Raw genomic sequence first — 22,004 nt, 5'->3', positions numbered from 1 at the left:
GCTTCTGCCATGGAGCAGTTACTAAAGCACTCCAAAGAATTACAGGCAGACATTCGTACTGCCTGTCAGAAGCTTCGTATCTCTGAACAAGCTGTCGAACTCGCCAAGCTTCAGGAAAGGGCTAGCACTCCTGACTTCTGGGCAGACAGTGCGCAGGCGCAAGATATCATGAAGCAGATTGCTGGGTTAGAGAATCGTACCAAGCCATGGCTTGAACTGCGCCAACTAGTAGATGACTTGGTTGATTTGCTGAACCTAAAAGACGAAAGCTTAACACCGGATATCCAGAAACAATTTGAAGAGGCGGGGCGTACTTTTGGCGCACTGAAAAAGCAGCTTAGATTTTCGGGAGTGTTTGATGGCAATAATGCACTGCTGAGTATTCATGCCGGGGCAGGCGGTACCGACGCCCAAGATTGGGCGCAGATGTTGCTGCGCATGTATGTTCGGTGGGCCGAGGGGCATGACTATGGGGTCCAAGTTATTGATGAGTCGGCTGGTGACGAAGCAGGTATAAAAAGTACTACCCTGGAAATCACCGGTGACTTTGTGTATGGACGGCTCAAAGGAGAGCACGGCGTGCACCGTCTGGTGCGCCTGAGCCCCTTTAACGCAGACAACTTGCGACAGACTAGTTTTGCCAAAGTGGAAATACTGCCGGAAATAGACCGACCCGACGATGTTCACATAGATGAGAAAGAGCTAAAAATAGACGTTTTTCGCAGCGGTGGTCACGGTGGCCAGAGCGTTAACACCACTGATTCGGCGGTGCGCATTACTCACATACCGACGAACATTGTAGTGGTGATCCAAAACGAACGTTCTCAGTTGCAGAACAAAGAGACGGCTATGACAATCTTACGTTCGCGCTTGGCACACCTGAAAATGGAGCAACACGCCGAAAAGCTGAGTGAATTAAAAGGTCCTAACCAGTCAGCCGAGTGGGGTAACCAGATCCGAAGCTACGTATTGCACCCGTACAAACAAGTAAAAGACTTGCGGACTCGGCACGAGACCAGCGATCCGGACGCAGTGCTGGATGGTAAGCTAGACTCGTTCATCGACACCTACCTCGAACACCAACTAGGTGCTAAATCTTCATAAAGAAAAAGCGATGCATATACCTGTATAGAGGGGAGTGGGGTGGTCTAGCCGACCGTCCATATACAAATGCATCGCTGATCCTGAGGCTTTTTAGTGCCGAAAAGGGCTGGTTCGGTTAAGAGACCACCTCTTTACCTTGACGGCACCCTGGTTGTTCTGGGTACTACACGGGGTTGTGGCGAGAGCGGGCGGTGTCTACGCCAGCATGATGAGGACCACGATGAAGCAGGCGACGGCGCCCGCCGCGTACTTCAGGGTCACTGACTTGCTGGCTTCGATGGTGGTCGCCTCCTTGGAGAGACCGGGAATGTCCCACACGCCCAGCTCGTTGACGGCCTTCGCGACGCAGAACCACATCAAGGCGAAGATTGCCAAAAACAACAAAACACCCATGGTGCTACCTTTCGATCACCTCAGGAACGACTCTCGGTTGAGAAATCGACGAACATATTATAGAACGAAAATATAAAAAGCACAAGCAGGTACAAAGCCATAGCTCTGTCTGTTATACTGTGTAAGCAAATGATTCTTCTTGATAGGGTAACCAAGGTATATAACCGTAGTAACACCGCACTCGACCGTATCTCGCTGCATGTCGAGCCTAAAGAGTTCGTTATTATTATTGGGACCTCGGGAGCGGGGAAGTCTACACTTCTCAAGCTCCTGACCAGAGAAGAAAAACCAACCAGTGGCAAGATTGTCATCGGTGGGCTGGATTACGACAAGCTCAAAGACAGAGACATACCATTGCTGCGCCGCAAGATTGGCGTGGTGTTTCAGGACTTCAAGCTACTGCCAAATAAGACCGTATTCGAGAACGTGGCCTTTGCACTAGAAATAGTAGGCTTTGGTAACAAAGAGATAAACCACACTGTACCCAGAGTGCTAGATATTGTGGGCTTAAAGGGCAAAGAGCAGCGTATGCCAGCCGAACTTTCGGGTGGTGAGCGCCAGCGTGTTGCTATCGCGCGGGCCATTGTCCGGCAACCCAAGATTCTGATTGCAGACGAGCCTACTGGCAACCTCGACCCCAAGCACGCCTGGGACGTTATAAAAGTCCTGGAAAAGATTAACCGTTACGGCACGACCGTGCTGCTGACCACCCACAACCAAGATATCGTGAACAAACTCAAGCGTCGTGTGGTGACTATAAAAGACGGTCGTATTGTCAGCGACCGTGCTAACGCCGAGTACAACAAAGGATTGACACAGTGAGGGTAGGGTAGAAATGAACCACTGGATGTTCACTCAGTTCCGTATCATCAAGGCCGGTTTGCAGAACTTTGTACGCAATGCCACACTTGCTATTGCCGCTATGGCGGTCATGGTCATTACGCTGACTATTATTTTATTTTCGATCATTGCCAACGCTACTTTCAGCAATACCATCCAGCAAATCACCGACAAAATAGACATATCTGTATATCTGAAAGACTCTGTTACGGCCGATCAGCGCAACAAGCTGATCAGTGACATCAAGGCTTTCCAGAACGTCCGTGAAGTTACCTACGTTTCAAAAGAACAGGCACTGGAAGTCTACAAGGCGGCCAACAAAGAGAATATAGATTTGCTACTAGCAATCTCTCAGACCGACAACCCGCTGCCAGCTAGCCTACAGGTCAAACCGAGAGACCCCAACAAGATAGAAGACATCAAGACATACCTGGAAAAGCCAGATATAAAAGAGCTGCAATCGGACGAAACATCTTATTCGGGCGACCGCAAGGAGGCTATAGACAAAATATCCAGCGCTACACGGTTCTTGCGACAAGCGGGTGTTGCCAGCATCATTGTCTTTACGGTGGTGTCCATTCTGATTATCTTTAATACAATACGCATGGCTATCTTTAACCGCCGCGACGAACTGCAGATTATGCGTCTGCTTGGTGCTAGCACTTGGTTTATACGTGGCCCATTTGTGGTAGAGACCGTGTTGTATGGTATTTTCTCGGCAATCATATCTGTAGTTATTTGTAACTCCATATTTGTCATCTCGTCGTCGGCATTCGAAGCTAGCTCTTTGGGCGTATTAGATATCAGGTATGCGAGCGACTACTTTGCCGACAGGTTCTGGATCATTTTGACCCTACAGCTTGGCATTGGTATACTTATCGGTGCCGCTTCATCAGTTATTGCTACGCGGCGCTATCTGAAGTTCAAGACTTCGAAATAAAAAACAGTACTTTGAAATGCATTAACATCTAACAAAGAGGGTAGAAGTTTGCGCTGACACATCCGTGTTGCGCCAGGCTCTCTAAGGATAAGCGGGTTGAAATTATTAACCAGGTATGGTATGATAAATCTGACAATGATAAAACAAAAAATCAAAAATACCGGAACTCATCTCAGAATAAGTTCTAGTACCATAAGTCATAGGCATCGTCTTATTGCGGCAGTCTGTATGCTGGTATTTGGTGCCAGTTTTTTGTTGACACCTTTAGTGACTGCCGATCGATTCGACGAACAGATTAGATCACTTAGCCAAGACTCTGCCACACGGGTACAGTCTCGGGCGCAGCTGGGAGCTGAGGCAGCGACCCTACAGGACGTTATTAATCGAATGCAGGGCGAAATCAACAGCCTGCAAGCTCAGATAAACGAGAACCAGCGCAAGAGCGACGAGCTGCAAAAACAGATCGTTACTGCCGAGGCAGAGCTAGCCAAACAAAAGAACTTATTGGGCGAAAATATCAAGGCGATGTATCTAGAAGGCGACATCACTACGCTAGAAATGCTAGCTTCCAGCAAGGATTTGAGCGAGTTTGTCGACAAAGAGCAGTATCGCAATAGCGTCAAAGACAAGATAAAAGACACCCTTGATAAAGTAAACGCACTCAAACTGCAGCTGAAGAGCCAGCGCGAAACCCTAGAGCAGATGATCGGCGACCAGAAGGTCATGCAGTCCAAAGTAGCTGCTCAGCAGGCCGAGCAAAATCGTTTGCTTGGGCTAAACCAAGGCCAGCAGGCCGAGCTGAACGCACAGATTAAGAACAATAATGCACAGGTTGCAGAGCTACGTAAGCAGCAGGGCGTTGAAAACGCTCGTCTCTTTGGCGGACGTGTGCCAACCGGTATTCCCGGCGGCGGTGGCTATCCCGGCGGCTGGGCCTTTGCACCGATCGACTCCATTGTAGATTCTTGGGGTATGTATAACCGCGAATGTGTCAGTTATACCGCCTGGAAAGTCTGGAGCACTGGACGATACATGCCATACTGGGGCGGAATTGGCAATGCGAACCAATGGGACGAGAACGCTCGAAACGCCGGTATACCAGCGGACAGCAGTGCTCGAGCCGGTGATGTCGCTATTAGCAACCGTGGCACCTACGGCCATGCTATGTATGTCGAGCACGTCTATGGCGATGGTACTATCTACGTTAGCCAGTACAACGCAGGCCTCGACGGCTATTATTCAGAGGCTCGTATCTCGGCCAATGGCCTCGTCTTTATTCACTTCTAAAAGAGTCTAAGGGTATTCTCAGCCGAAGTTCCTAGACTTGTGAGATAATGAGGTAAAGTGAATTTATCTGGAGGGGATCTTTGAGACAGAATACTATAGAGCATGTAAAAAATAAGAAAATGCTCTTTGCGAGAACACTGGCAATTTTGCTCATAGTTGTCGTTGCTTTTTATATCGGAATTGGAGTCGGTAGCGGCACTATTGCTTTTGGCAGTGACAGACTGTTTCGGAAGAGTGTCTCCAAGGGATTGCCCGCTGACCTTGACTATAGCAGCGTGGAACAAATGTATGATGTTCTGCGGAAAGAGTTTGATGGTCAGCTAGACTCCGACAAGCTGGTGGACGGCCTTCTGCAGGGAATGGCGAAAGCCAGCGGCGATAAATACACCGAATATCTGAATGCCGAAGAAGCAAAGGAATTCGACGAGGACCTAAATGGCAACTTCAGTGGTATTGGTGCAGAACTGAGCAAGGACAAGAACGCCGTTGTCATTGTCGCGCCAATCGCTGGCTACCCAGCAGAAAAAGCTGGCCTAAAGCCCAAGGACATTATTGCCGAAATAAATGGTGAGTCAGCCTATGATATTGGTGTCAGCGAGGCGGTCAACAAAATACGTGGGCCAGCTGGTACAAACGTAAAGCTAAAGATTATTCGCGAGAATAGCCAAGAGCTGAGTTTTGATATCACCCGTCAGACAATCACTGTTCCAAGCATAGAATTTAGCGTGCAAGAAGGAAATATCGGCTACATGAAGATCAGCCGGTTCGCGGATGATACGGACGAGCTCGCGCAGCAAGCCGCTACAGAGTTTAAGCAGAAGAATGTAAAGGGCGTGATTGTAGACCTGCGTAGCGATCCTGGTGGACTGCTTGACGCCTCAGTGGAAGTGGCCAGTCAATGGCTGCCCAAGGGCAAGACAGTATTGCAAGAAAAGCGGGACGGCGTTACTATTCGCGACTACAAGTCCAAGGGGTACGCAATGCTTCAGGGTGTACCGACCGTGGTGTTGATCGATGAGGGAAGTGCGAGCGCAAGCGAGATCTTGGCTGGTGCCCTAAAAGACAACGGTGCGGCAACCTTGATGGGTACAAAGTCATTTGGCAAAGGTTCGGTGCAGCAGCTGGAGCATCTGCGCGATGGCGGTGTGCTAAAAGTTACTATTGCTCGCTGGTATACTCCTGGCGGCAAAAACATCGACAAAGAGGGTATTGAACCAGACCAAAAAGTAGAACGCACAGCGGATGACGTCAAGGCCGGCAAAGACCCTCAGAAAGATGCCGCCCTGAATTCTCTACGGCGTTAGAAGTAGTTTGTACATCATTTGTATTCTTTTGTAGACGCTTGTGGTAGTATCAAGAAATAACAAACAGGGAGTCGTTATAGGTATGACAAAAAAAGCGACTAAGTTCGTATTTGTAACAGGTGGTGTTCTTTCCGGACTCGGCAAGGGCATAACCGCCGCCTCAATCGGCAATCTCCTGAAGGCTCGTGGACTCAGTGTAAATCTCCAAAAATGCGACCCGTATCTGAATGTAGATGCGGGTACTTTAAATCCGCGTGAACATGGGGAATGTTTTGTAACAAAAGACGGCGCAGAAACTGACCTAGACCTAGGGCACTACGAACGATTTATTGACGAAGAGCTGTCGACGACGAGTAGCCTTATGAGCGGCAAAGTCTTGCTAAAGGTTATTCAGGACGAGCGAGCCGGCAAGTACGAGGGCGAGGACGTGCAAATCATTCCTCACCTAACCGGCGCTATCCAGGATTATATTGACAAGGCGGGCGAAGACTTTGATGTGCATATTGTAGAGATTGGCGGTACAGTTGGAGACTACGAATCCCTCAGTTTCATAGAAGCTATTCGCGAGTTTGGCATACGTGCTGGTCAGGAGAACTGCCTGTATGTACACGTGGTCTATATGCCGTACCTTGGGGCTAGCAATGAGTTCAAGACTAAGCCTGCGCAGAACTCTGTGCGGGATCTGAGAGGGCTAGGTATTGCACCGGACATTCTGGTAGCGCGCAGTGAAAATCCATCTCCAGAGAACGTGAAAAACAAACTGAGTTTATTCTGTGGAGTAGGCAAAGAAGCAATTGCGCTTCTTCCAAACGCCCCCAGCATTTATGGGGTACCGATAGAGCTTGAAGATACGGGCATTGCAGATGTTATTGCGGACAGGCTGGGCCTAAGGGTCTCGAAACCAGATCTGAAAGACTGGCGTGATATGGTAAAACGAACAACTGCCAAGTTCGACAAACACGTGACAGTCGGAGTGGTGGCAAAGTACATGGACAATACCGATACCTACATGTCGGTTTTTGAGGCATTGCGTTCGGCTGCATGGTGGAATGACACCAATATTCATATCAAGTGGGTCGACGCCGAAGCCCTGCAGGATTCAACTGTTGATATGGCGGCAGCCTTACATGACCTGGACGGCATTGTCGTGCCGGGCGGATTTGGCATCCGTGGGCTAGAAGGCAAGATAAAGGCAGCTCAGTATGCCCTGAAATCCAAAATACCTTACCTAGGGCTTTGCCTAGGAATGCAGATGGCAGTTGTAGCAGCGGCCCGCAACGCGGGTCTTCATGATGCATCTTCTGCCGAATTAGACTCGGACAGCACCAACCTGGTTATACATACTATGGCCGGGCAGGAAGGCCTGGAGAATACCGGGGGCACTATGCGGCTTGGTAACTATGACTGCGAGATCAAACCCGGTAGTTTGGCCGCTAAAGCATACGGGACAACCAAGATCGTGGAGCGTCACCGTCATCGTTACGAGGCCAACAATGCCTATCGTGATCAGTATGAAAGCTGGGGGATTAAGCCAGTGGGTATCAATCCTCAGAATGACCTGGTAGAAATAATAGAGGGCGTAGACCACCCGTTCCTGATGGCTAGTCAGTTTCACCCAGAATTCAAATCTCGCCCCAATCGGGCCCACCCAATGTTCGATGGTTTTATAAAAGCAACCTTGAAAAAGGCATAGTTAAGGGGTAGCATGAGCGATATGGATCAACAAACCTCAGCACCCGCACCAGCCCCGGCTCATCCTAAAAAGATTTTGCTTGTCGAGGATGACGACACGCTTGCAAAAGTTTATAAAGTTCGTCTTGAATCAGAAGGTTTTGACACCCGTCGTGTCCCCAATGGCGAAGAAGCGCTGGCTGCCGCTCTGGATTACAAGCCAGACTTGATCATTCTAGATGTTATGATGCCCAAAGTCAGCGGCTTTGACGTATTAGATATCCTGCGCAATACCCCAGAGACCACCAATATCAAGGTCATCATGCTCACCGCACTCAGCCAGGAGTCTGACCGCCAGCGTGCAGAAGGCATGGGCGTAGATGACTATCTGGTAAAATCTCAAGTTGTTATTGCCGACGTGGTGGCACGCATAAAGCACCATCTTGGTATCCCGGTATAACAGTAGTCAGGCATTGATTATTTTCTAGAAATATGCTATTGTTGTATTATATAATATGACAACAAACACCTTAAATGAAACAGTAGTATCCGGCGACGAGTCACAGTTTACGCCTGCCTGGGATGACGAAGCTTTGCCCGATTCCGCTAGCGAAGTAGGACTGATACACCAGGCTTTAGATCGATTTCGTGATGCGCCTGCTGGCGCAGGGCCATATACCGAAATACATCTAGTTGAAGGGGATCCTATAGTGGTAGTTTCACCTAGGGATCTTCGCTCTTATGGCGCAACCGTGGGAGGTCATCACTCACTTATGGATGAGATGAGGAGCTATGACGAGCGGTATCACTACCCGGAGCTAATTGACTTTGCTAATAAACATGGTCTGACCACTGAAACTGTGAAAGCAAAAGGCTGGGCTGTCAAAAGAGAGGACGGTGGTTTTGATCTGCGCGTCGATGCGGTCCGAGACCAAAGATACGACAGTTCGACCACCTGGATAGGTGGCCTGAAAGAGAAGGCAACTGCTGCTGGTTTTCAAGAAGTCTTTTTGACTGATATGGCTCGCAGGTCCCCAGCTCGCGAAAGGGTAGAGGCGCGCGATCCAGTATTGGACGTGAAAATTGACACGACGTGGCTGGCCAGCGACGAAGTGCCAGACAGGGCTTACTCGGAGGCCAATGTGCTTCGCGGCGTGGTTCGGGGGTTTGAGGTTGAAGAAGCATGGGTATTGGACAAGAATGCGGGGGCTTATATCCCAGAAAAGCGCTTAGCTATCGATGCGGTCCAGGCAAGAGTTAACCTTCATATGTATATATATGAGGCTATTCAGGCAAACGAAGGCGGGTATTGCGACATTGAGTGGAATGGCAAGCGGCTGAAGGTCGATGCCAAGTATGACATAGAGCGCGATCGCCGGACGGCACAACTTGCAATCTTTTTCCCGCAGGATTACGGCGAGGACGGCGAAGAACTACAGAATGCTATCGCAGGTGCGTTTGCACGCGAGTTTATGCACGGGTATCGATATGCCGATGAATTGAATGTAGTAGTCAGCAAGAGCAGGTCAACAATAGATGACAGTTACATGTTGACGGCAAGTGACGTTCCGGACGATTACTAATTATTCGACGGTGACTTCAGTGCGCTTAACGGAGCGGCCGCTAAAGAGGCGGACACGGCGCGACTGAAATTTTATGATGCCATCTTTGGCCGCGTGGATAGTGTAATTGCGGCTGACAAAAGCACCTTTACCGGCGCGCTTAGAAAGACCGGTTTGGCGAACAATAACCTGACCAGTTTTTACCTTTTGGCCACCAAAGAGCTTAACGCCAAGGCGTTGCCCAGGACTGTCGTGTACATTCTTTGAACTACCACCAGCTTTAACTTTTGACATAATTACTTCCTTATTAGTACTACAAGCTCACGGGCAACGATCTGATCGTCACGATAGTAGAGGAGATCCTTGCTACTCACATGAGCAAAACTTACACGAGTATACCCTAATCTCTCGAGAGAATCAAGTATTGGCAGGTGCTGAAAGCCCGACCTAGTTTTCCAGGCGGGGACGGCAATACACATGCGAAAGCCTGGTTTGGTTTGACTGGCTACATTTTTGAGAAACTTTTTATGGATAGTATCTACGTCTTGCATGACTTCTTTGAGTGTCGAGGGCTTCGGTGGTCCGGAAAATGGTCGGCCCAAATACGTCTCGCAGGCTATGGTGTCGAACCCTTGCCATGTGTCTTGTGCTGCATCTGCTACTTCCAGATGGTACGCACGCTCCTCTAGGTTGTCCGCAAATTTGTCAAAGAGCCACTCAAGATTCTCTTTAGAATAGGCGACCATTCGGCTATCTAGATCTGTGCCATAGGCATCGTACCCTGCAAGCAGAGCCTCTTGGAGTATTACGCCAGTCCCGCAGAAGGGGTCAAGCACGGCTATGCCATAGGATTTTTGCACGTATTGCTGGTGTTCTTCGCCCCACGGCTGTCCACCGCGGTTATCTGCAAGATTTATGATAATCTGTGCCAGCTTGGGCGGTAGCATGCCCACTCTTGCGTCACGCTTGGGACGGGCCTGATCGCGGGCAGCGTAGGCTTCGATATCCTGAACTGCAAAAGTTTGGGCCAAAACAGTCTGGTCGCCGTCTTTTATAAGTACCAGTTCTATGCCAGTGGGGCCTGTCAGCTGATTGTGGAGTACCTGGGCACTATTGAGCTCGTTCATGACATTGGGAACGACACGAACTGATCGTCCCGCCTGTTTCACGACTTTTTTAAGTGTCAGGCCAGTGGCGTTTTGGCGCTTGATAGATACTTTGAAGCCATAGCTACTCAGTCCCAGGCGAATCTTTCCTTCGGGGATCACGGGTACATGTTTGGGCAGGGCCATCACCAAGTACGCCTCTATCTTTTCCCAGTCTGTAAAGGGAAGAAAGGTAAGGAGCTTGGCGGCCTTCATAGTGCCTCCCAGCCGGCTCATGGGGAAATCTGCTGGCTCAATGCCAACAAGTGCTGCACCTGGCAGGGGCTGAATCTTGTCTGCCCCGCAGATACTCTCTAACTCGGCAAGACCAAGGGTGGGCTGGCGCCCCAAAATGGCTACGGTATCACTCATAAGTTATAAGTATAGATGAACCAACAATGCTATGCACGCGGGCACTCTATGCGATGATCCGCTATAATACTATCGAATGACCGATAAACTTCGTTCGCGGAGATGGAAAACCGCGTTAAATATCTTTACTATAGTGGCGCTCGTGGGACTCACTTACGCGGTTCGGCGCCAACTTGCCGAGACCTATAAAAATTTTGGTGAGGTAGAGCTGTGGTATCTTCTGCTCATACCGCTCACGCAGACACTCAACTACTTTGCGCAGGCAAAACTGTACCAAGGGCTGTTTCGGGCTGTTGGCACCAGGTTTCGTACGCGCTCTATGATGCGCTTGGCGCTGGAACTGAACTTTGTAAACACCGTCTTTCCCAGTGGGGGCGTAAGTGGCTTTTCGTATATCAATATACGGCTGCGTGATGAAAATATATCGACAGCCAAGGCCACGCTGGTGCAGATATTCCGTTTTATTCTGATATTTGTCTCGGTGCAAATATTGTTGTTTGTGGGGCTATGCGCACTGGCTATAGGCGGCAAGGCCAACGACTTTGCTATTTTGATAGCCGGCATTCTCAGTACGCTTATCTTGGTGCTGACTTTTGTGGCCGCTTTTATTGTTGGCAGTAAGTCACGTATCAATACGTTTTTTGTTTTTCTGACAAAACTTATTAACGGCGTTATTCATATCTTTCGGCCAAAGCACCCCGAAACCATCAGTGTGACGCGGGCTAAAAAAGCCTTTACCGAGCTGCACGAGAACTACATGCAAATTAGGCGTGATATTACGGCCCTCAACCGGCCTTTGTGGTGGGCGCTCCTGAGCGTTGTGGCAGAGCTTATGACCATTTACGCCGTGTACGTTGCCTTTGGCCAGTGGGTGAATATCGGAGCGGTTATTTTGGCCTACGCTGTGGCCAATTTTGCTGGACTTATTTCTATATTGCCTGGCGGCATTGGTATATATGAGGCACTCATGACTGCGGTGTTGGCAGCGGGTGGTATACCGGCAGCCTTAAGCCTGCCAGTGACGGTGATGTACCGTATTCTCAGCATGGCCGTACAGCTGATTCCCGGCTATTTCTTTTATCATCGCACCTTGCACGCTCAGCCCCAGATAGAAGACCATTTAGAGCGTGATACTGATGAGCTCTGACCTTGTCCTGACGGTCTCGGATTTTGTAGCTGTCTTTAACCAGACGATTGAATATGCCTATCCGATAGTTACGATAGTGGGCGAGCTGGCGAACTTTCGCGTCAGTAAGAACAGATGGGTATATTTTGACTTAAAAGACGAGAACGCCAACGTAAAATTTTTTGGTACGGTGTACCAGCTGTCAGGACCGCTAGAGGATGGATTAATGATACAGGTAACTGGCACGCCTCGACTCCATCCGCTTTATGGGTTTAGCATTACGGTTCAATCCTTGCAGCCTGTGGGTGAGGGATCACTGCGCCGGGCAGCAGCCTTACTAGAAGCAAAGCTACGAACCGAAGGCTTGTTTGACGACAGCCGTAAGCGGTCGCTACCGTATCCGCCAAAGCGGGTCGGTCTGATAACTTCTGGCGAATCCGCTGCCTACCATGACTTTATCAAGATCATGCAGGAACGCTGGGGCGGGGTAGATATAGAGCTGGCAGATGTGCAGGTGCAGGGCGAAGTGGCGCCTGGGCAGATCGTTGCCGCACTGGATTACTTCAATACACACGAGAACCCGGCAGACGTGATAGTGATCACTCGTGGTGGCGGTAGTGCAGAAGATCTAGCTGCATTTAGCACAGAGCAGGTTACGCGGGCAGTAGCCGGCAGCCGGGTTGTGACCTTGGTTGCCATTGGGCACGAGGTAGACATGAGTCTGGCGGAGCTGGCGGCTGATCAGCGGGCAAGTACGCCATCCAACGCGGCACAATTGCTGGTGCCAGACAAGCGGCACGTGCTGCAGCAATTGAACGACGCACAGGTCACGCTGGGTACTTATCTGCAGCGAAACGTCAGTGATGCGCAGCAGCTTCTGAAGGACAGCGTGGGCAACCTGACTACGCTTGTCGGACAGCTCTTGGTTGACGAGCGGCAGCTGCTTACCCTCAGGCAGCAAGTGTTGAGTGCGCTGAGCCCGATGGCTGCACTGCAACGTGGGTATGTGCTGGTGCGGGTAGGTAATAAAACACTTAGCTCTGTTAAGCAGCTCAAAAAAGATCAAACAGTTTCTGTGCAATTCAAAGATGGCCAGGCAGGGGCGACTATAACGAGCATAGTCCTCGAATGATGAGCTATAATAGGCACAAATGGCACAGGCTAAGATAGATTACAAGGCGCTCAGTATAGAGCTGGAAGATACCCTGGCCAAGCTACAGACCGGCGGTCTGGACGTTGACGAGGCTGTGGCTCTGTACGAGCGTGGCATGAAGATTACAAAAGAACTAGAAACATATCTGAAGCAAGCAGAAAATAAGGTGGCAAAAATAAAAGCCAATTGGGAGGCTGGAAGCGTATGATGTTGGTGCTATATCTGGTGGTTGCATGGGTCATATTACTGTTTGGGTTTGTTATATTTTTCGGGGCACCTTATCTGCCTACGCTCAAGCCGCAAAAACAAGCGGCACTAGAGCTCCTGGGGCTCGAAAAGGGCCAGACGCTCCTAGAGCTAGGCAGCGGTGATGGCACTATGCTGTTGGCCGCCGCCGAACAAGGGCTGCGAGTAATTGGTTACGAGCTTAACCCGCTCCTGGTATTGGTCAGTTATATTCGTACCTACAAATACCGCAGTCATGTAAAGATTATATGGGGTAATTATTGGTCCCATGTGTGGCCCCGGGCAGACGGAATATACGTATTTCTGTTAGACAGATATATGAAAAAGTTGGATAAAAAGATTATTCAGAACTATCCCGAACAACAAGTCAAACTTGCCAGCTTTACTTTTAAGGTACCAGGCAAAGAAGCGACAAAAGATAAAAAAGGGGTGTATCTGTATATCTACGACAACACTAATACCCCTAAAGAGCAGCTTGCGTAGGCTAGGGGTTCTGAGTTAGCATTAGTTATATGAATCCGCAGTCTCCATACCCGCAGCAGCCGGGGTTACCGCCTAGTGGCGGCCAGCTGCCGTATCCTGGCCAGCAGCCAGGTATGGCCGCGTCTCGAAGACGAAGGCATTTTAACTGGCTGATTATTCCTGTTGTGGTGCTTTTCCTGTTGTCGTGTGGGACCGGGGCATTTGCTATATGGGCTTCCAGCGAGAGACTGGACTACAAAAATAATTCAGACCAAAAAGCCGCTGCCGCAGTGACTATCGCCAAAAAAGAGGTAGAAACCACCAAAGAAAAAGAATTTGCCGAGCGTGAAAAGAATCCCTTTAAGGACTACAAGGGTCCTACTGTCTATGGCTCGGTTGAAATGCTATACCCCAAGACCTGGGCGGCTTATATAGACGAGGCGGGTCGTTCTGGGGGTTTGATCGTTGGCCATTTTCATCCAGACTTCGTGCCTGGCCTGTCGTCTGGCACAGCCTTTGCTCTCAAGCTAGAGGTATTGCAACAGCCCTATAACGGAGTTTTGAACGGCTACGATTCTGCTGCAAAAAAGGGAACCGTGCAGGTGCAGCCGTTTTCGCTAGCCAAGGTACCGAGTGTTCTTGGCACGCGGGTGAACGGCGAGATAGAGAAAGGCGTGAATGGCAGTGCCGTTTTGTTGCCGCTGCGCGACAAGACTATCCGTGTTTCTACACTGTCACAGACATTTATAAATGATTTTAACAATATCATTTTGCCAAATTTGTCCTTTGTGCCATAAGTATAGCAACCCCTGTCCAAATCTCACTCCCGGTCCAGCGCCTCGGCGGCCAGAATCTCCCAGCCTTCGCTCAACGTATCTATGGATATGCCTCACTCAGTCTAGAAAATTCTGACTCACCGAGGCATCTGTTCCGGAAGTAATTTTTAGACAGGGGTTGCTATAGACACCTCTTTTGGGTATATAATCCAAAGTACTCAAGGAGGGTTTATTCTTTGGCAGATGAGCGTTTACTAAGGGCGCTGGCTGAACAGCTGAAAGTGCCCTTATTGCAAATCGCCCGCCGGGCAGAATTAGGTGTGTCGTCTGCTGACGCCGCACATTTGTCGCATGTTCAGTTTGTTGCGGAGACAGCGTTGTCTTATGTCGACGCCTTTTTGCTGAGCGCTGATCGACAGACCCAGGCGTTGCTAAAACTAGAGCCGGTATCGGTATCTTCGGTGCTGACCGACACGGCGCACCAGCTGGAGCAGTTTGCCAAGGACCACAACTGCGATGTCGAGGTTCGGCTGAGCGGCAAGTACGGCCCGGTCATGGCCCACAACGAAAGTCTGCAGTCGGCACTGTTGCTGCTGGGGTACAGCCTTATTGAGGCACAGACTCCTCAGGACAAACGGCACCAGGTGATTCTGGCGGCCCACAGAAGCAGCACGGGCCTGGTAACGGGCGTATTCGACAACCAGGCGGGTCTGAGCACTGATGTCTTTCGGTGGGGCCGGGCGCTGTATGGTGACGTGCGTCAGCCGCTGCCTAGTGCCAGCAGTGGTGCTGGCGCGGGTATCTTTATTGCCGACACCTTGCTTCGGTCTATGTCGGCACCTTTGCGTGTGGCGCGCCACAACAGCTTAACGGGCCTGGCCGCGACTTTGCACCCTAGCAGCCAGCTGCAGCTGGTATCGTGAGAGTTTTGCTGCTAGAGCCAGACGCCGTGCTAGCCACCATATATACGGCGGCGCTAGAAGCGGCTGGCCATGTAGTGCGGGGGTGCCACAGCGCACAGGCGGCTATTTTTGCGGCCGATAAGTTCCAGCCCCAGGCGGTGATTCTGGAGCTGCAACTGCCCGGGCATTCTGGCGTCGAGTTTTTATACGAATATCGGTCTTATCCAGAGTGGCAAACTATCCCCGTCATAGCCCATACCTGGGTACCAATGGGCGGCCTCGATTTGGACGCGCCAGTGGCTCGGCAGCTCGGCATAACGCGGCACTTGTATAAACCTGCCACATCGCTGCGAGAACTTGTACAAGCGGTTAACAGCACCGCATGAAAAATCAACTGACCACCAGCGGCATCGTGCTTACTCGAACCGACTTCCAGGAGGCTGATCGGATCTTAACTATTCTGAGTCCTGATCACGGCAAGCTGAAAGTCATTGCCAAGGGAGTGCGACGTCCACGGTCAAAACTGGCTGGCGGCATAGAGCTTTTGAGCGTCAGTGATATAACCGTACTGCCGGGAAGGGGAGAGATCGGTAGTTTGGTGTCGTCGCGCTTGATAACGCACTACGGCGCTATCGTGCAGGACATTGTCCGGACCATGCTGGCCTATGACTTTTTGCGCCGGATCAACCGCGTAACAGAAGACGCAGCAGGCGAAGAATATTTCTTGATCTTGCAGCGAACCCTGGCTGGACTGAACGACGCCGGCCTGTCGCCTGAGCTGGTGGACCTGTGGTTTTGTATGCAGCTACTGAACGTTACTGGTCATATGCCCAACCTGCAGACTGACTCAAGTGGTCGCCAGCTGGAGGCAGGCCAGGCTTACTTGTTCGACTTTGAATCTATGAGCTTTCGCCAGCAGGAGGGCGGGCCATTCACGGCCAACCACATAAAATTGTTACGACTTGGGTATGCCGCAGAAGACCCACTGGTGCTGCGGCAGGTGGCTGACGCACAGAAATGTGTGGTTGATGACCTCAAGCTGGCTCAGAATCTACTCCGCCAGCAAATTCGAATATAGCCCTCGGCGCGAGCTGTACACCTCTGATCCAATCAGATATAATCACCATCAATATGAGTGATGTAAAAATGGATGACATTGTTTCGCTATGTAAGCGGCGTGGGTTTGTATTTCAGGCCAGCGAAATTTATGGTGGTTTGGCTGGATTCTGGGACTATGGGCCTTTGGGCGTAGAGTTGGCCAATAATATCAAGCAAGCGTGGTGGAACGCTATGGTCCGCGAGAGCGACAACATATTTGGTGTGGACGGTGCGATTATCCAGAACCCTAAGCTATGGGAGGCAAGTGGTCACATCGCGGGATTTACCGATCCGCTCGTGGACTGTAAAAACTGTGGTGCACGTCACCGGGCTGATCATCTTGCTGGCACAGACTCTACTAACCTGGATGAACTCAAAGAGCTGCTGAAAGACAAGGCGTGCCCAACCTGTGGAAAGAAGGAACTGACCGAGCCGCGTTTCTACAACATGATGATGAAAACGTGGGTAGGTCCTATCGAGGACGATTCATCAGTAGCCTATTTGCGCCCGGAGACGGCTGGTTCGATTTTTACCAACTACGAAAACGTACGCGAGACCATGCGCGCCAAGCTGCCGTTTGGTGTGGCCCAAATTGGAAAGGCCTTCCGAAACGAGATAAGCCCGCGTGATTTTATCTTTCGTGTCCGCGAGCTCGAACAAATGGAAATGCAGTATTTCATTCGTCCTGCCGATCAAAAAGATGTCTACGAGCAGTGGCGTGATTTTGCCTGGAAGTTTTTGACAGAGCGACTTGGTATAGAAGAATCTAATCTGGACTGGCATGAACACGGCGAGGACGAACGAGCTCACTATGCCGCAGCGGCCCATGACATTTACTTTAAGTTTCCGCAGGGCTTCAAAGAGCTGTGGGGCACCCATAACCGTACAGATTTTGACCTAGGAAATCACATGCGGGTCAGCGGCAAAGACTTGCAGTATTTCGACGACGCGACCAAGGAACGTTTTACCCCTTACGTTATCGAATCATCCGTGGGTGTGGGGCGCATGTTCCTGGCTGTGTTGGTAGATGCCTATCACGAAGAAGAAATTAACGGCGAAAAGCGCATTGTCCTCAAACTAGATCCCAAGCTAGCCCCCTACAAAGTTGCAGTCAGCCCACTCCTAAAGAACAAACCAGAACTGGTAGAAAAAGCTCAGGAAGTCTACAAGAGCCTAAAGAAAGAAATCGGCAACGTCATGTGGGACGACAACGGCAACATAGGTAAACGGTATCGCCGCCAAGACGAGATCGGCACCCCATACTGTGTAACCATCGACTTCGACACCCTAGAAGACAACACCGTAACCGTCCGCAACCGCGACACCACCAAGCAGGAGCGCATTAGCTACAACGAGCTACATGAAACATTACTTAATAAAGAAGCTTAGCTTTCCGCCCTTCAAGCCGGTTTTAAAAATTCAAGTTGTAGGTGGCTCACGGCCACGTGTTACTGTTGTTCATGAGAGGACTAATCAAACATTTCTACTTAAGTTCTCTCGGCACAACTCTCGCGAGGTGTTTAGCGAATTGATCGCGTCTAAACTGGCACAGATCGCAAAAGTTCGTTGCCAAGAAGTAACTATAAAAGAGATACCCCCCAATATCATAAAAGTTGTTAAGCAGCACCTTGGCAACAAGGAAGAATTATTACCGATTGCCACACTTGCGAGAAATATATTCCCGAAAGACTATGAGATTACTTACGGCCAGAGGATTGTAAATACACCATCCGATTCACTCACATTAGAGGAAATAGAAAAGCGCATACGAGCACGTTATTATTCGCCTGAAGATATATTAGATAGTTTTGCGGAAATGATTGTATTTGACGCCTGGATTGGTAACATGGACCGGCATCATGAGAACTGGGGAGTATCTGAGCATTTTACCATACGTAAGGGTCAGCGTGCGATTGACCCAAGTGTCCTAGTAAGTAAGCGACATTTTTCGCCCCTCTATGATCACGGTAGCAGTCTATTATTCGAGCTTAGTGATGATGACATTGAGCGCTACCTCGGAGATCGACAGCAATTTAAGAAAAGATATATACTAGGCAAAAAATACACCTTGATTAGGGATTCTGCTGGTGAAGATAAAAATATATTTGAGATTATTTGGTCACATATAGAGAGAAATACCGAGTGGGGGCGTAGATTACAATGTCTTTCGATTGCTGCAGAAATAATCAAGATGCCTCACCACCCCTTAATTGACTACAGCGACAAGAGAAGGGAATTACTGTATTATTCTCTAGTAACAAGACAACAAATTCTCGAGGGAATTTTAGATGGCGAAATTTCATTTTAGACTGAAGAATAAGCTTACCAATGAAGAGTATGGCGACATGTATTTTAATGGTAAGTTTATTTTTTGCTTAGACGAAAAAATTGACTTAGATTTGTGGAATAGAATCGGGCTTATTCCTGTTGATGATAATCGAGAGCAAGAGAGTTTAGACCTCTTCTTTTACATAAACTCTAGACTTCCTATTGAGTTGAGAGGTGCTTCTAAGAGCAAGAAAATAGATTACATTAAAGAAAATGGGCTTGAAGTAGCTTCAGATAATTTTATCTTCAGTTTCAAAAGTTAGATAGCGGTTGTTAAGGACTACTTCCCATACATATTATGACTTAGTTTGCGCCAGCCGCCGGCTCGGTTGTTGGCTATTACGGCTTTGAGGAGGTTTAGGAGGGCAGGCTCGTTGATGGGGTCGCCCTGGTAGATCTGGATGCCTCGACCGGTTTTGTTGCCCTGACCGGCGTTTATGATGCCCTGTGGATCCGGTGCGATAGGGTCGTAAATAAAGACGTTTACGTGGTCTTTGGTGCCCATGAGGGCAATGATGTTGCCCTGGAGCGTAAAGTACGGGTAAATGCGCCGTTTGATCTCTTCCTGCACCTCTGGGTCGGCTTGGTGTACCAGGTCGCGGACCTTTTTACAGATGGCTTACTGCCAGTCGGGCAGGGAATTTATGTAACTGTCTACGCGTGGATTGGTCTGATTTTTACTCATACGATAATAGTAGCAGTATCGCAATGGCCCGACAGGGGTGGTATTGCTTAAGTTTAGTTTTTATGCTATAATATAGACAGTTCTTGCGCGATTGGCGTGCAGTACAGAACCTTTCACTGTGAGGTGAGAAAGTTGAAAAAACTCCTCGAGGGAGTTCCCCAGGGTCAGCGTCGTCTCGCGCGCGTTCTGGTCGTGCTCATCTTCGGGGCCTTGGCTCTGTTGGGTTTCGTGCTGTTGAATCCCCCGGACAATTCGGAGGACAAGCCAGCCGAGACCGCAGCCGCAGCGTCGGCTACCACGACCACGTCGACCACGACGGCATCACATCGGACGCCGACAACGGCAACCGATCAACCCGACGCCACGACCACCACCGTCCAGCCGCCGGCTGTGCAGCAAGCTGCTGCCCAGAGCGTGCGACCGGCCAGTACATCCGAGACCAACGACCCCGACACGACAGCGCCCCCCGCGCCACCGACAACCGTCACAACCCAGCCATCGACGCCACCTGCGCCTCCCACCACGGAGCCACTGGGTGTCGAGAAGCGCTACGTCACCATCGAGTCGGCGACCTACCTGTCGACCCGGCCGGTAGCCAACTGCGCCGATCTCGGCTGTGCCGTCGCTGGTACCCAGCTGAACCCGGGCGAATCGATGCTCGAAGTCAACTGCTACGGCGGTGGCTGGTACGGCATCCTTCGGAGTGGCAGCATCGTGTACATCCCCGAGCTGGCCCTCATCGAGTCCGACAGACACGGCCTGGGCTTGCCCAGCTGTGCTTTGTACTGAGCGTGGGGCATCCGGATGTTCTTCTCGACTTGTCGAGATTCCGGCTCTGCCCCCCAATTCAGCTCCTCTCACCTCACATAACAACTCTTTCGATGTTATATTGAATCTTATGCAAGCTCTCAGGCGTACCCAATTTGGCAATCCTATTCTGCGCCAGCAGGCACGACGCCTTAAGCCGAGTGAAATTATTGAAACAGACCTGCAGCAGCTGATCGCCGCCATGCGGCATACGTTATTACAAAAGAAGCTGGGTATTGGTCTGGCAGCTCCCCAGGTTGGCCACAGTGTGGCAGTGGTGGTTATCGCTATTCGGCCCCTGGCACATCGGCAACAAGTAGAACCATTTGACCTAGTACTCATCAATCCTGAAATTACCCAGACTTTTGGCCGGCGTATTCAATTATATGAAGGCTGTATCAGCGGCGGGCCAGGCAAGGCGGCACTATTTGCCAAGGTGCCACGTTACCAAAAGATACAAGTAAAGTTTTGGGACAAGCAGGGGAGACTGCGCCATGAAATATATGAGGGACTGCAGGCGCATGTTATACAGCACGAGACAGATCACCTGAATGGCATATTGTTTGTCGACAGAGTGGTAGACAGTACGACATATCTAACTTACGCAGAGTATATGAAGCGCGCACGCAAAATCCTGGCAAAACAGTCGTAGGCGGACCTATACCTTTAGCGCTAGTTTGGGCGTAGGCGGCCAGACGTCATCAAAGACATCAATTCTGACGGCAGCTACCTCAATATGGGCAGCTGTTTTATCACGATTCCGACGCATAATGGCGTAGAGCGCTTGCTTGGTTGTACCTTGTACGATTTCTATAATCTGATCCGGCTCCAGTGCGGGGCAAAGTTCCTCAAGTAATTGGTACTTCCCAACGACATGTCTCAGCTCTGCTTCATTGGTGCAGCCCACCATAATAGAAGTGGGCAAATCTCCATCGTTAACGGCCTGCATAGTGGCGGCAAATTTATGAGCGTTTCTTATGGTTATACGATCTACCTCTGCGTAGTACTTGTCTTCGACTTTAAGGTTAAATTTCTCGATGGTGCCGTATCTTGCGTGAATGGTTTTTGCCCCAGGGGACAGTCGTTTTGGCGAGAGTAGCTTGAGCACCCCGGTGTCGACGGGTCGGCCATTGTTGGCAAACATAAAGTCCACACCCCAATCTTCGTAGTAGTCTTCGTCTGCACCAAAGAATATATATAGCCCACGTCGCGTTAGTAGGCGCCGCATGCCGCCTTTTGTACGTTCGTTTATTGTTTTCAGGCCTGGCCCTTCGCCCCTTAGGTTAGCTTCACGCAGGGTCTGGGTGAGTGACTTTGTGCGGTCTGGGTTCGTCTCTTGTTTGTATACATAGTCAGCAAAATCATTGATATCCCAACTATCGTATAGGCCATATCTCACGGCATTGGGAAGCTCGGCGCGCTCATACAGTGCGGAGAATCCTCCTAGTTTCTCAATTCCTTTTTCAGAGGCGCCCAAGCTTAACTTGTGTAAAAATTTAAAGTGACCAATAACCACGCGCACCCGTTCACCCAGAATTTCATGACCGACCCACTGTGCAAGGGCTGTTAAATCCTCTTGATCTGGTAATTCAATCTGACGAGGCACCTCATTTGTCACAAGTGCTGCGTAACGCTTAGGATCATGCAACGCATCGCGCAGGTCTATGAAATCATGTGGGTTACTACCGGCTGCCAGGGCGTCCTCGTACGCAGTAGCACCCGTAAGCATGCGATTTTCGAACAGATCGTAATAAAAAAGAGGTTCTCCCTCTATGTGTGTCATAAAATACTTTTTACCATAAA

Annotated in this window: 26 protein-coding genes; 20 read left to right on the top strand and 6 right to left on the bottom strand. The window is 50.0% G+C overall.

Annotation, left to right across the window (positions count from 1 at the left end):
• Positions 1–9 precede the first annotated feature (9 nt).
• A complete protein-coding gene (gene prfB, locus VK694_07115; GenBank protein ID HTE58488.1) occupies positions 10–1,104 on the top strand; it encodes a peptide chain release factor 2 in 1,095 nt (364 codons plus the stop codon).
• A gap of 195 nt (positions 1,105–1,299) precedes the next feature.
• Here prfB and VK694_07110 read toward each other — a convergent pair whose 3' ends face one another.
• Entirely contained in the window at positions 1,300–1,497 is a 198-nt protein-coding gene (locus VK694_07110; GenBank protein ID HTE58487.1) for a hypothetical protein, read from the bottom strand.
• 129 nt (positions 1,498–1,626) lie between these two features.
• Here VK694_07110 and ftsE point away from each other — a divergent pair, with 129 nt between their 5' ends.
• From ftsE to VK694_07075, 7 genes are all read left to right on the top strand, one after another.
• On the top strand, positions 1,627–2,319 hold the full coding sequence (gene ftsE, locus VK694_07105) for a cell division ATP-binding protein FtsE (protein HTE58486.1): 693 nt from the start codon (positions 1,627–1,629) through the stop codon (positions 2,317–2,319).
• A 13-nt stretch (positions 2,320–2,332) separates the two neighbouring features.
• On the top strand, positions 2,333–3,277 hold the full coding sequence (locus VK694_07100; GenBank protein HTE58485.1) for a permease-like cell division protein FtsX: 945 nt from the start codon (positions 2,333–2,335) through the stop codon (positions 3,275–3,277).
• Between the two features lie 135 nt (positions 3,278–3,412).
• Entirely contained in the window at positions 3,413–4,564 is a 1,152-nt protein-coding gene (locus VK694_07095) for a CHAP domain-containing protein (GenBank protein HTE58484.1), read from the top strand.
• A 119-nt stretch (positions 4,565–4,683) separates the two neighbouring features.
• Positions 4,684–5,868, top strand: coding sequence for a S41 family peptidase (locus VK694_07090; GenBank protein HTE58483.1), 1,185 nt, complete (start codon positions 4,684–4,686; stop codon positions 5,866–5,868).
• 82 nt (positions 5,869–5,950) lie between these two features.
• A complete protein-coding gene (locus VK694_07085) occupies positions 5,951–7,561 on the top strand; it encodes a CTP synthase (protein HTE58482.1) in 1,611 nt (536 codons plus the stop codon).
• A 21-nt stretch (positions 7,562–7,582) separates the two neighbouring features.
• Positions 7,583–7,999 (top strand): response regulator, encoded by a 417-nt coding sequence (locus tag VK694_07080; protein ID HTE58481.1) that lies wholly within the window; start codon positions 7,583–7,585, stop codon positions 7,997–7,999.
• 55 nt (positions 8,000–8,054) lie between these two features.
• A complete protein-coding gene (locus tag VK694_07075) occupies positions 8,055–9,122 on the top strand; it encodes a hypothetical protein (GenBank protein HTE58480.1) in 1,068 nt (355 codons plus the stop codon).
• On the opposite strand, the gene VK694_07070 is transcribed toward VK694_07075, so the two are convergent.
• Together VK694_07070 and VK694_07065 are read right to left on the bottom strand one after the other, a co-directional pair.
• Positions 9,123–9,395 carry a 50S ribosomal protein L27 gene (locus VK694_07070; GenBank protein HTE58479.1) on the bottom strand — a complete coding sequence of 91 codons (273 nt, stop codon included), beginning with the start codon at positions 9,393–9,395 and terminating at the stop codon, positions 9,123–9,125.
• Positions 9,396–9,397: 2 nt separating this feature from the next.
• Complete coding sequence (locus tag VK694_07065; protein HTE58478.1) at positions 9,398–10,618, bottom strand: methyltransferase domain-containing protein; 1,221 nt, start codon at positions 10,616–10,618, stop codon at positions 9,398–9,400.
• A gap of 76 nt (positions 10,619–10,694) precedes the next feature.
• Here VK694_07065 and VK694_07060 point away from each other — a divergent pair, with 76 nt between their 5' ends.
• From VK694_07060 to VK694_07010, 11 genes are all read left to right on the top strand, one after another.
• Entirely contained in the window at positions 10,695–11,765 is a 1,071-nt protein-coding gene (locus VK694_07060) for a lysylphosphatidylglycerol synthase transmembrane domain-containing protein (GenBank protein HTE58477.1), read from the top strand.
• Positions 11,755–12,876, top strand: a complete 1,122-nt coding sequence (gene xseA, locus VK694_07055) for an exodeoxyribonuclease VII large subunit (protein ID HTE58476.1) — start codon at positions 11,755–11,757, stop codon at positions 12,874–12,876. Before VK694_07060 ends, xseA begins: the two co-directional genes overlap by 11 nt.
• Before the next feature lie 19 nt (positions 12,877–12,895).
• Positions 12,896–13,105, top strand: coding sequence for an exodeoxyribonuclease VII small subunit (gene xseB, locus VK694_07050; protein ID HTE58475.1), 210 nt, complete (start codon positions 12,896–12,898; stop codon positions 13,103–13,105).
• Positions 13,102–13,626 carry a hypothetical protein gene (locus tag VK694_07045; GenBank protein ID HTE58474.1) on the top strand — a complete coding sequence of 175 codons (525 nt, stop codon included), beginning with the start codon at positions 13,102–13,104 and terminating at the stop codon, positions 13,624–13,626. The genes xseB and VK694_07045 overlap by 4 nt, the downstream gene beginning before the upstream one ends.
• A 29-nt stretch (positions 13,627–13,655) precedes the next feature.
• Positions 13,656–14,402, top strand: a complete 747-nt coding sequence (locus VK694_07040) for a hypothetical protein (protein HTE58473.1) — start codon at positions 13,656–13,658, stop codon at positions 14,400–14,402.
• A 215-nt stretch (positions 14,403–14,617) separates the two neighbouring features.
• A complete protein-coding gene (locus tag VK694_07035) occupies positions 14,618–15,304 on the top strand; it encodes a hypothetical protein (GenBank protein ID HTE58472.1) in 687 nt (228 codons plus the stop codon).
• Positions 15,301–15,669, top strand: coding sequence for a response regulator (locus tag VK694_07030; GenBank protein HTE58471.1), 369 nt, complete (start codon positions 15,301–15,303; stop codon positions 15,667–15,669). Before VK694_07035 ends, VK694_07030 begins: the two co-directional genes overlap by 4 nt.
• Entirely contained in the window at positions 15,666–16,361 is a 696-nt protein-coding gene (gene recO / locus VK694_07025) for a DNA repair protein RecO (GenBank protein ID HTE58470.1), read from the top strand. The genes VK694_07030 and recO overlap by 4 nt, the downstream gene beginning before the upstream one ends.
• Before the next feature lie 53 nt (positions 16,362–16,414).
• The gene (locus VK694_07020) at positions 16,415–17,770 is read left to right on the top strand and encodes a glycine--tRNA ligase (protein ID HTE58469.1); all 1,356 of its coding nucleotides are present in this window, start codon (positions 16,415–16,417) and stop codon (positions 17,768–17,770) included.
• Positions 17,742–18,689 (top strand): hypothetical protein, encoded by a 948-nt coding sequence (locus VK694_07015; protein ID HTE58468.1) that lies wholly within the window; start codon positions 17,742–17,744, stop codon positions 18,687–18,689. The genes VK694_07020 and VK694_07015 overlap by 29 nt, the downstream gene beginning before the upstream one ends.
• Positions 18,670–18,972 carry a hypothetical protein gene (locus VK694_07010; protein ID HTE58467.1) on the top strand — a complete coding sequence of 101 codons (303 nt, stop codon included), beginning with the start codon at positions 18,670–18,672 and terminating at the stop codon, positions 18,970–18,972. Before VK694_07015 ends, VK694_07010 begins: the two co-directional genes overlap by 20 nt.
• Before the next feature lie 17 nt (positions 18,973–18,989).
• On the opposite strand, the gene VK694_07005 is transcribed toward VK694_07010, so the two are convergent.
• Both VK694_07005 and VK694_07000 read right to left on the bottom strand, forming a co-directional pair.
• Positions 18,990–19,325, bottom strand: coding sequence for a DUF1801 domain-containing protein (locus VK694_07005; GenBank protein ID HTE58466.1), 336 nt, complete (start codon positions 19,323–19,325; stop codon positions 18,990–18,992).
• A gap of 390 nt (positions 19,326–19,715) precedes the next feature.
• Positions 19,716–20,240 carry a hypothetical protein gene (locus VK694_07000; GenBank protein ID HTE58465.1) on the bottom strand — a complete coding sequence of 175 codons (525 nt, stop codon included), beginning with the start codon at positions 20,238–20,240 and terminating at the stop codon, positions 19,716–19,718.
• Between the two features lie 52 nt (positions 20,241–20,292).
• On the opposite strand from VK694_07000, the gene def reads away from it, so the two are divergent.
• On the top strand, positions 20,293–20,853 hold the full coding sequence (gene def / locus VK694_06995) for a peptide deformylase (protein ID HTE58464.1): 561 nt from the start codon (positions 20,293–20,295) through the stop codon (positions 20,851–20,853).
• 6 nt (positions 20,854–20,859) lie between these two features.
• On the opposite strand, the gene VK694_06990 is transcribed toward def, so the two are convergent.
• Positions 20,860–21,984, bottom strand: a complete 1,125-nt coding sequence (locus VK694_06990) for a hypothetical protein (GenBank protein HTE58463.1) — start codon at positions 21,982–21,984, stop codon at positions 20,860–20,862.
• Between the last annotated feature and the right edge of the window lie 20 nt (positions 21,985–22,004).

The organism is Verrucomicrobiia bacterium, from assembly GCA_035489575.1.
Lineage (GTDB): Bacteria > Patescibacteriota > Saccharimonadia > Saccharimonadales > JAGQNK01 > DATHJY01.
The sequence above is the reverse complement of the archived record's forward strand: the minus strand, read 5'-3'. Positions and strand labels throughout refer to the sequence as shown.

What these genes read in the sequence shown, in the direction of transcription:
- def (HTE58464.1), top strand. Translation starts at nt 20,293, where the DNA reads ATGCAAGCTCTCAGGCGTACCCAATTTGGCAATCCTATTCTGCGCCAG.
- VK694_07095 (HTE58484.1), top strand. Translation starts at nt 3,413, where the DNA reads ATGATAAAACAAAAAATCAAAAATACCGGAACTCATCTCAGAATAAGT.
- VK694_06990 (HTE58463.1), bottom strand. Translation starts at nt 21,984, where the DNA reads ATGACACACATAGAGGGAGAACCTCTTTTTTATTACGATCTGTTCGAA.
- VK694_07090 (HTE58483.1), top strand. Translation starts at nt 4,684, where the DNA reads ATGCTCTTTGCGAGAACACTGGCAATTTTGCTCATAGTTGTCGTTGCT.
- VK694_07010 (HTE58467.1), top strand. Translation starts at nt 18,670, where the DNA reads ATGGCGAAATTTCATTTTAGACTGAAGAATAAGCTTACCAATGAAGAG.
- xseA (HTE58476.1), top strand. Translation starts at nt 11,755, where the DNA reads ATGAGCTCTGACCTTGTCCTGACGGTCTCGGATTTTGTAGCTGTCTTT.
- VK694_07085 (HTE58482.1), top strand. Translation starts at nt 5,951, where the DNA reads ATGACAAAAAAAGCGACTAAGTTCGTATTTGTAACAGGTGGTGTTCTT.
- VK694_07080 (HTE58481.1), top strand. Translation starts at nt 7,583, where the DNA reads ATGGATCAACAAACCTCAGCACCCGCACCAGCCCCGGCTCATCCTAAA.
- VK694_07110 (HTE58487.1), bottom strand. Translation starts at nt 1,497, where the DNA reads ATGGGTGTTTTGTTGTTTTTGGCAATCTTCGCCTTGATGTGGTTCTGC.
- VK694_07075 (HTE58480.1), top strand. Translation starts at nt 8,055, where the DNA reads ATGACAACAAACACCTTAAATGAAACAGTAGTATCCGGCGACGAGTCA.
- VK694_07045 (HTE58474.1), top strand. Translation starts at nt 13,102, where the DNA reads ATGATGTTGGTGCTATATCTGGTGGTTGCATGGGTCATATTACTGTTT.
- VK694_07100 (HTE58485.1), top strand. Translation starts at nt 2,333, where the DNA reads ATGAACCACTGGATGTTCACTCAGTTCCGTATCATCAAGGCCGGTTTG.
- VK694_07015 (HTE58468.1), top strand. Translation starts at nt 17,742, where the DNA reads ATGAAACATTACTTAATAAAGAAGCTTAGCTTTCCGCCCTTCAAGCCG.
- VK694_07020 (HTE58469.1), top strand. Translation starts at nt 16,415, where the DNA reads ATGAGTGATGTAAAAATGGATGACATTGTTTCGCTATGTAAGCGGCGT.
- xseB (HTE58475.1), top strand. Translation starts at nt 12,896, where the DNA reads ATGGCACAGGCTAAGATAGATTACAAGGCGCTCAGTATAGAGCTGGAA.
- prfB (HTE58488.1), top strand. Translation starts at nt 10, where the DNA reads ATGGAGCAGTTACTAAAGCACTCCAAAGAATTACAGGCAGACATTCGT.
- ftsE (HTE58486.1), top strand. Translation starts at nt 1,627, where the DNA reads ATGATTCTTCTTGATAGGGTAACCAAGGTATATAACCGTAGTAACACC.
- VK694_07060 (HTE58477.1), top strand. Translation starts at nt 10,695, where the DNA reads ATGACCGATAAACTTCGTTCGCGGAGATGGAAAACCGCGTTAAATATC.
- VK694_07070 (HTE58479.1), bottom strand. Translation starts at nt 9,395, where the DNA reads ATGTCAAAAGTTAAAGCTGGTGGTAGTTCAAAGAATGTACACGACAGT.
- VK694_07040 (HTE58473.1), top strand. Translation starts at nt 13,656, where the DNA reads ATGAATCCGCAGTCTCCATACCCGCAGCAGCCGGGGTTACCGCCTAGT.
- recO (HTE58470.1), top strand. Translation starts at nt 15,666, where the DNA reads ATGAAAAATCAACTGACCACCAGCGGCATCGTGCTTACTCGAACCGAC.
- VK694_07065 (HTE58478.1), bottom strand. Translation starts at nt 10,618, where the DNA reads ATGAGTGATACCGTAGCCATTTTGGGGCGCCAGCCCACCCTTGGTCTT.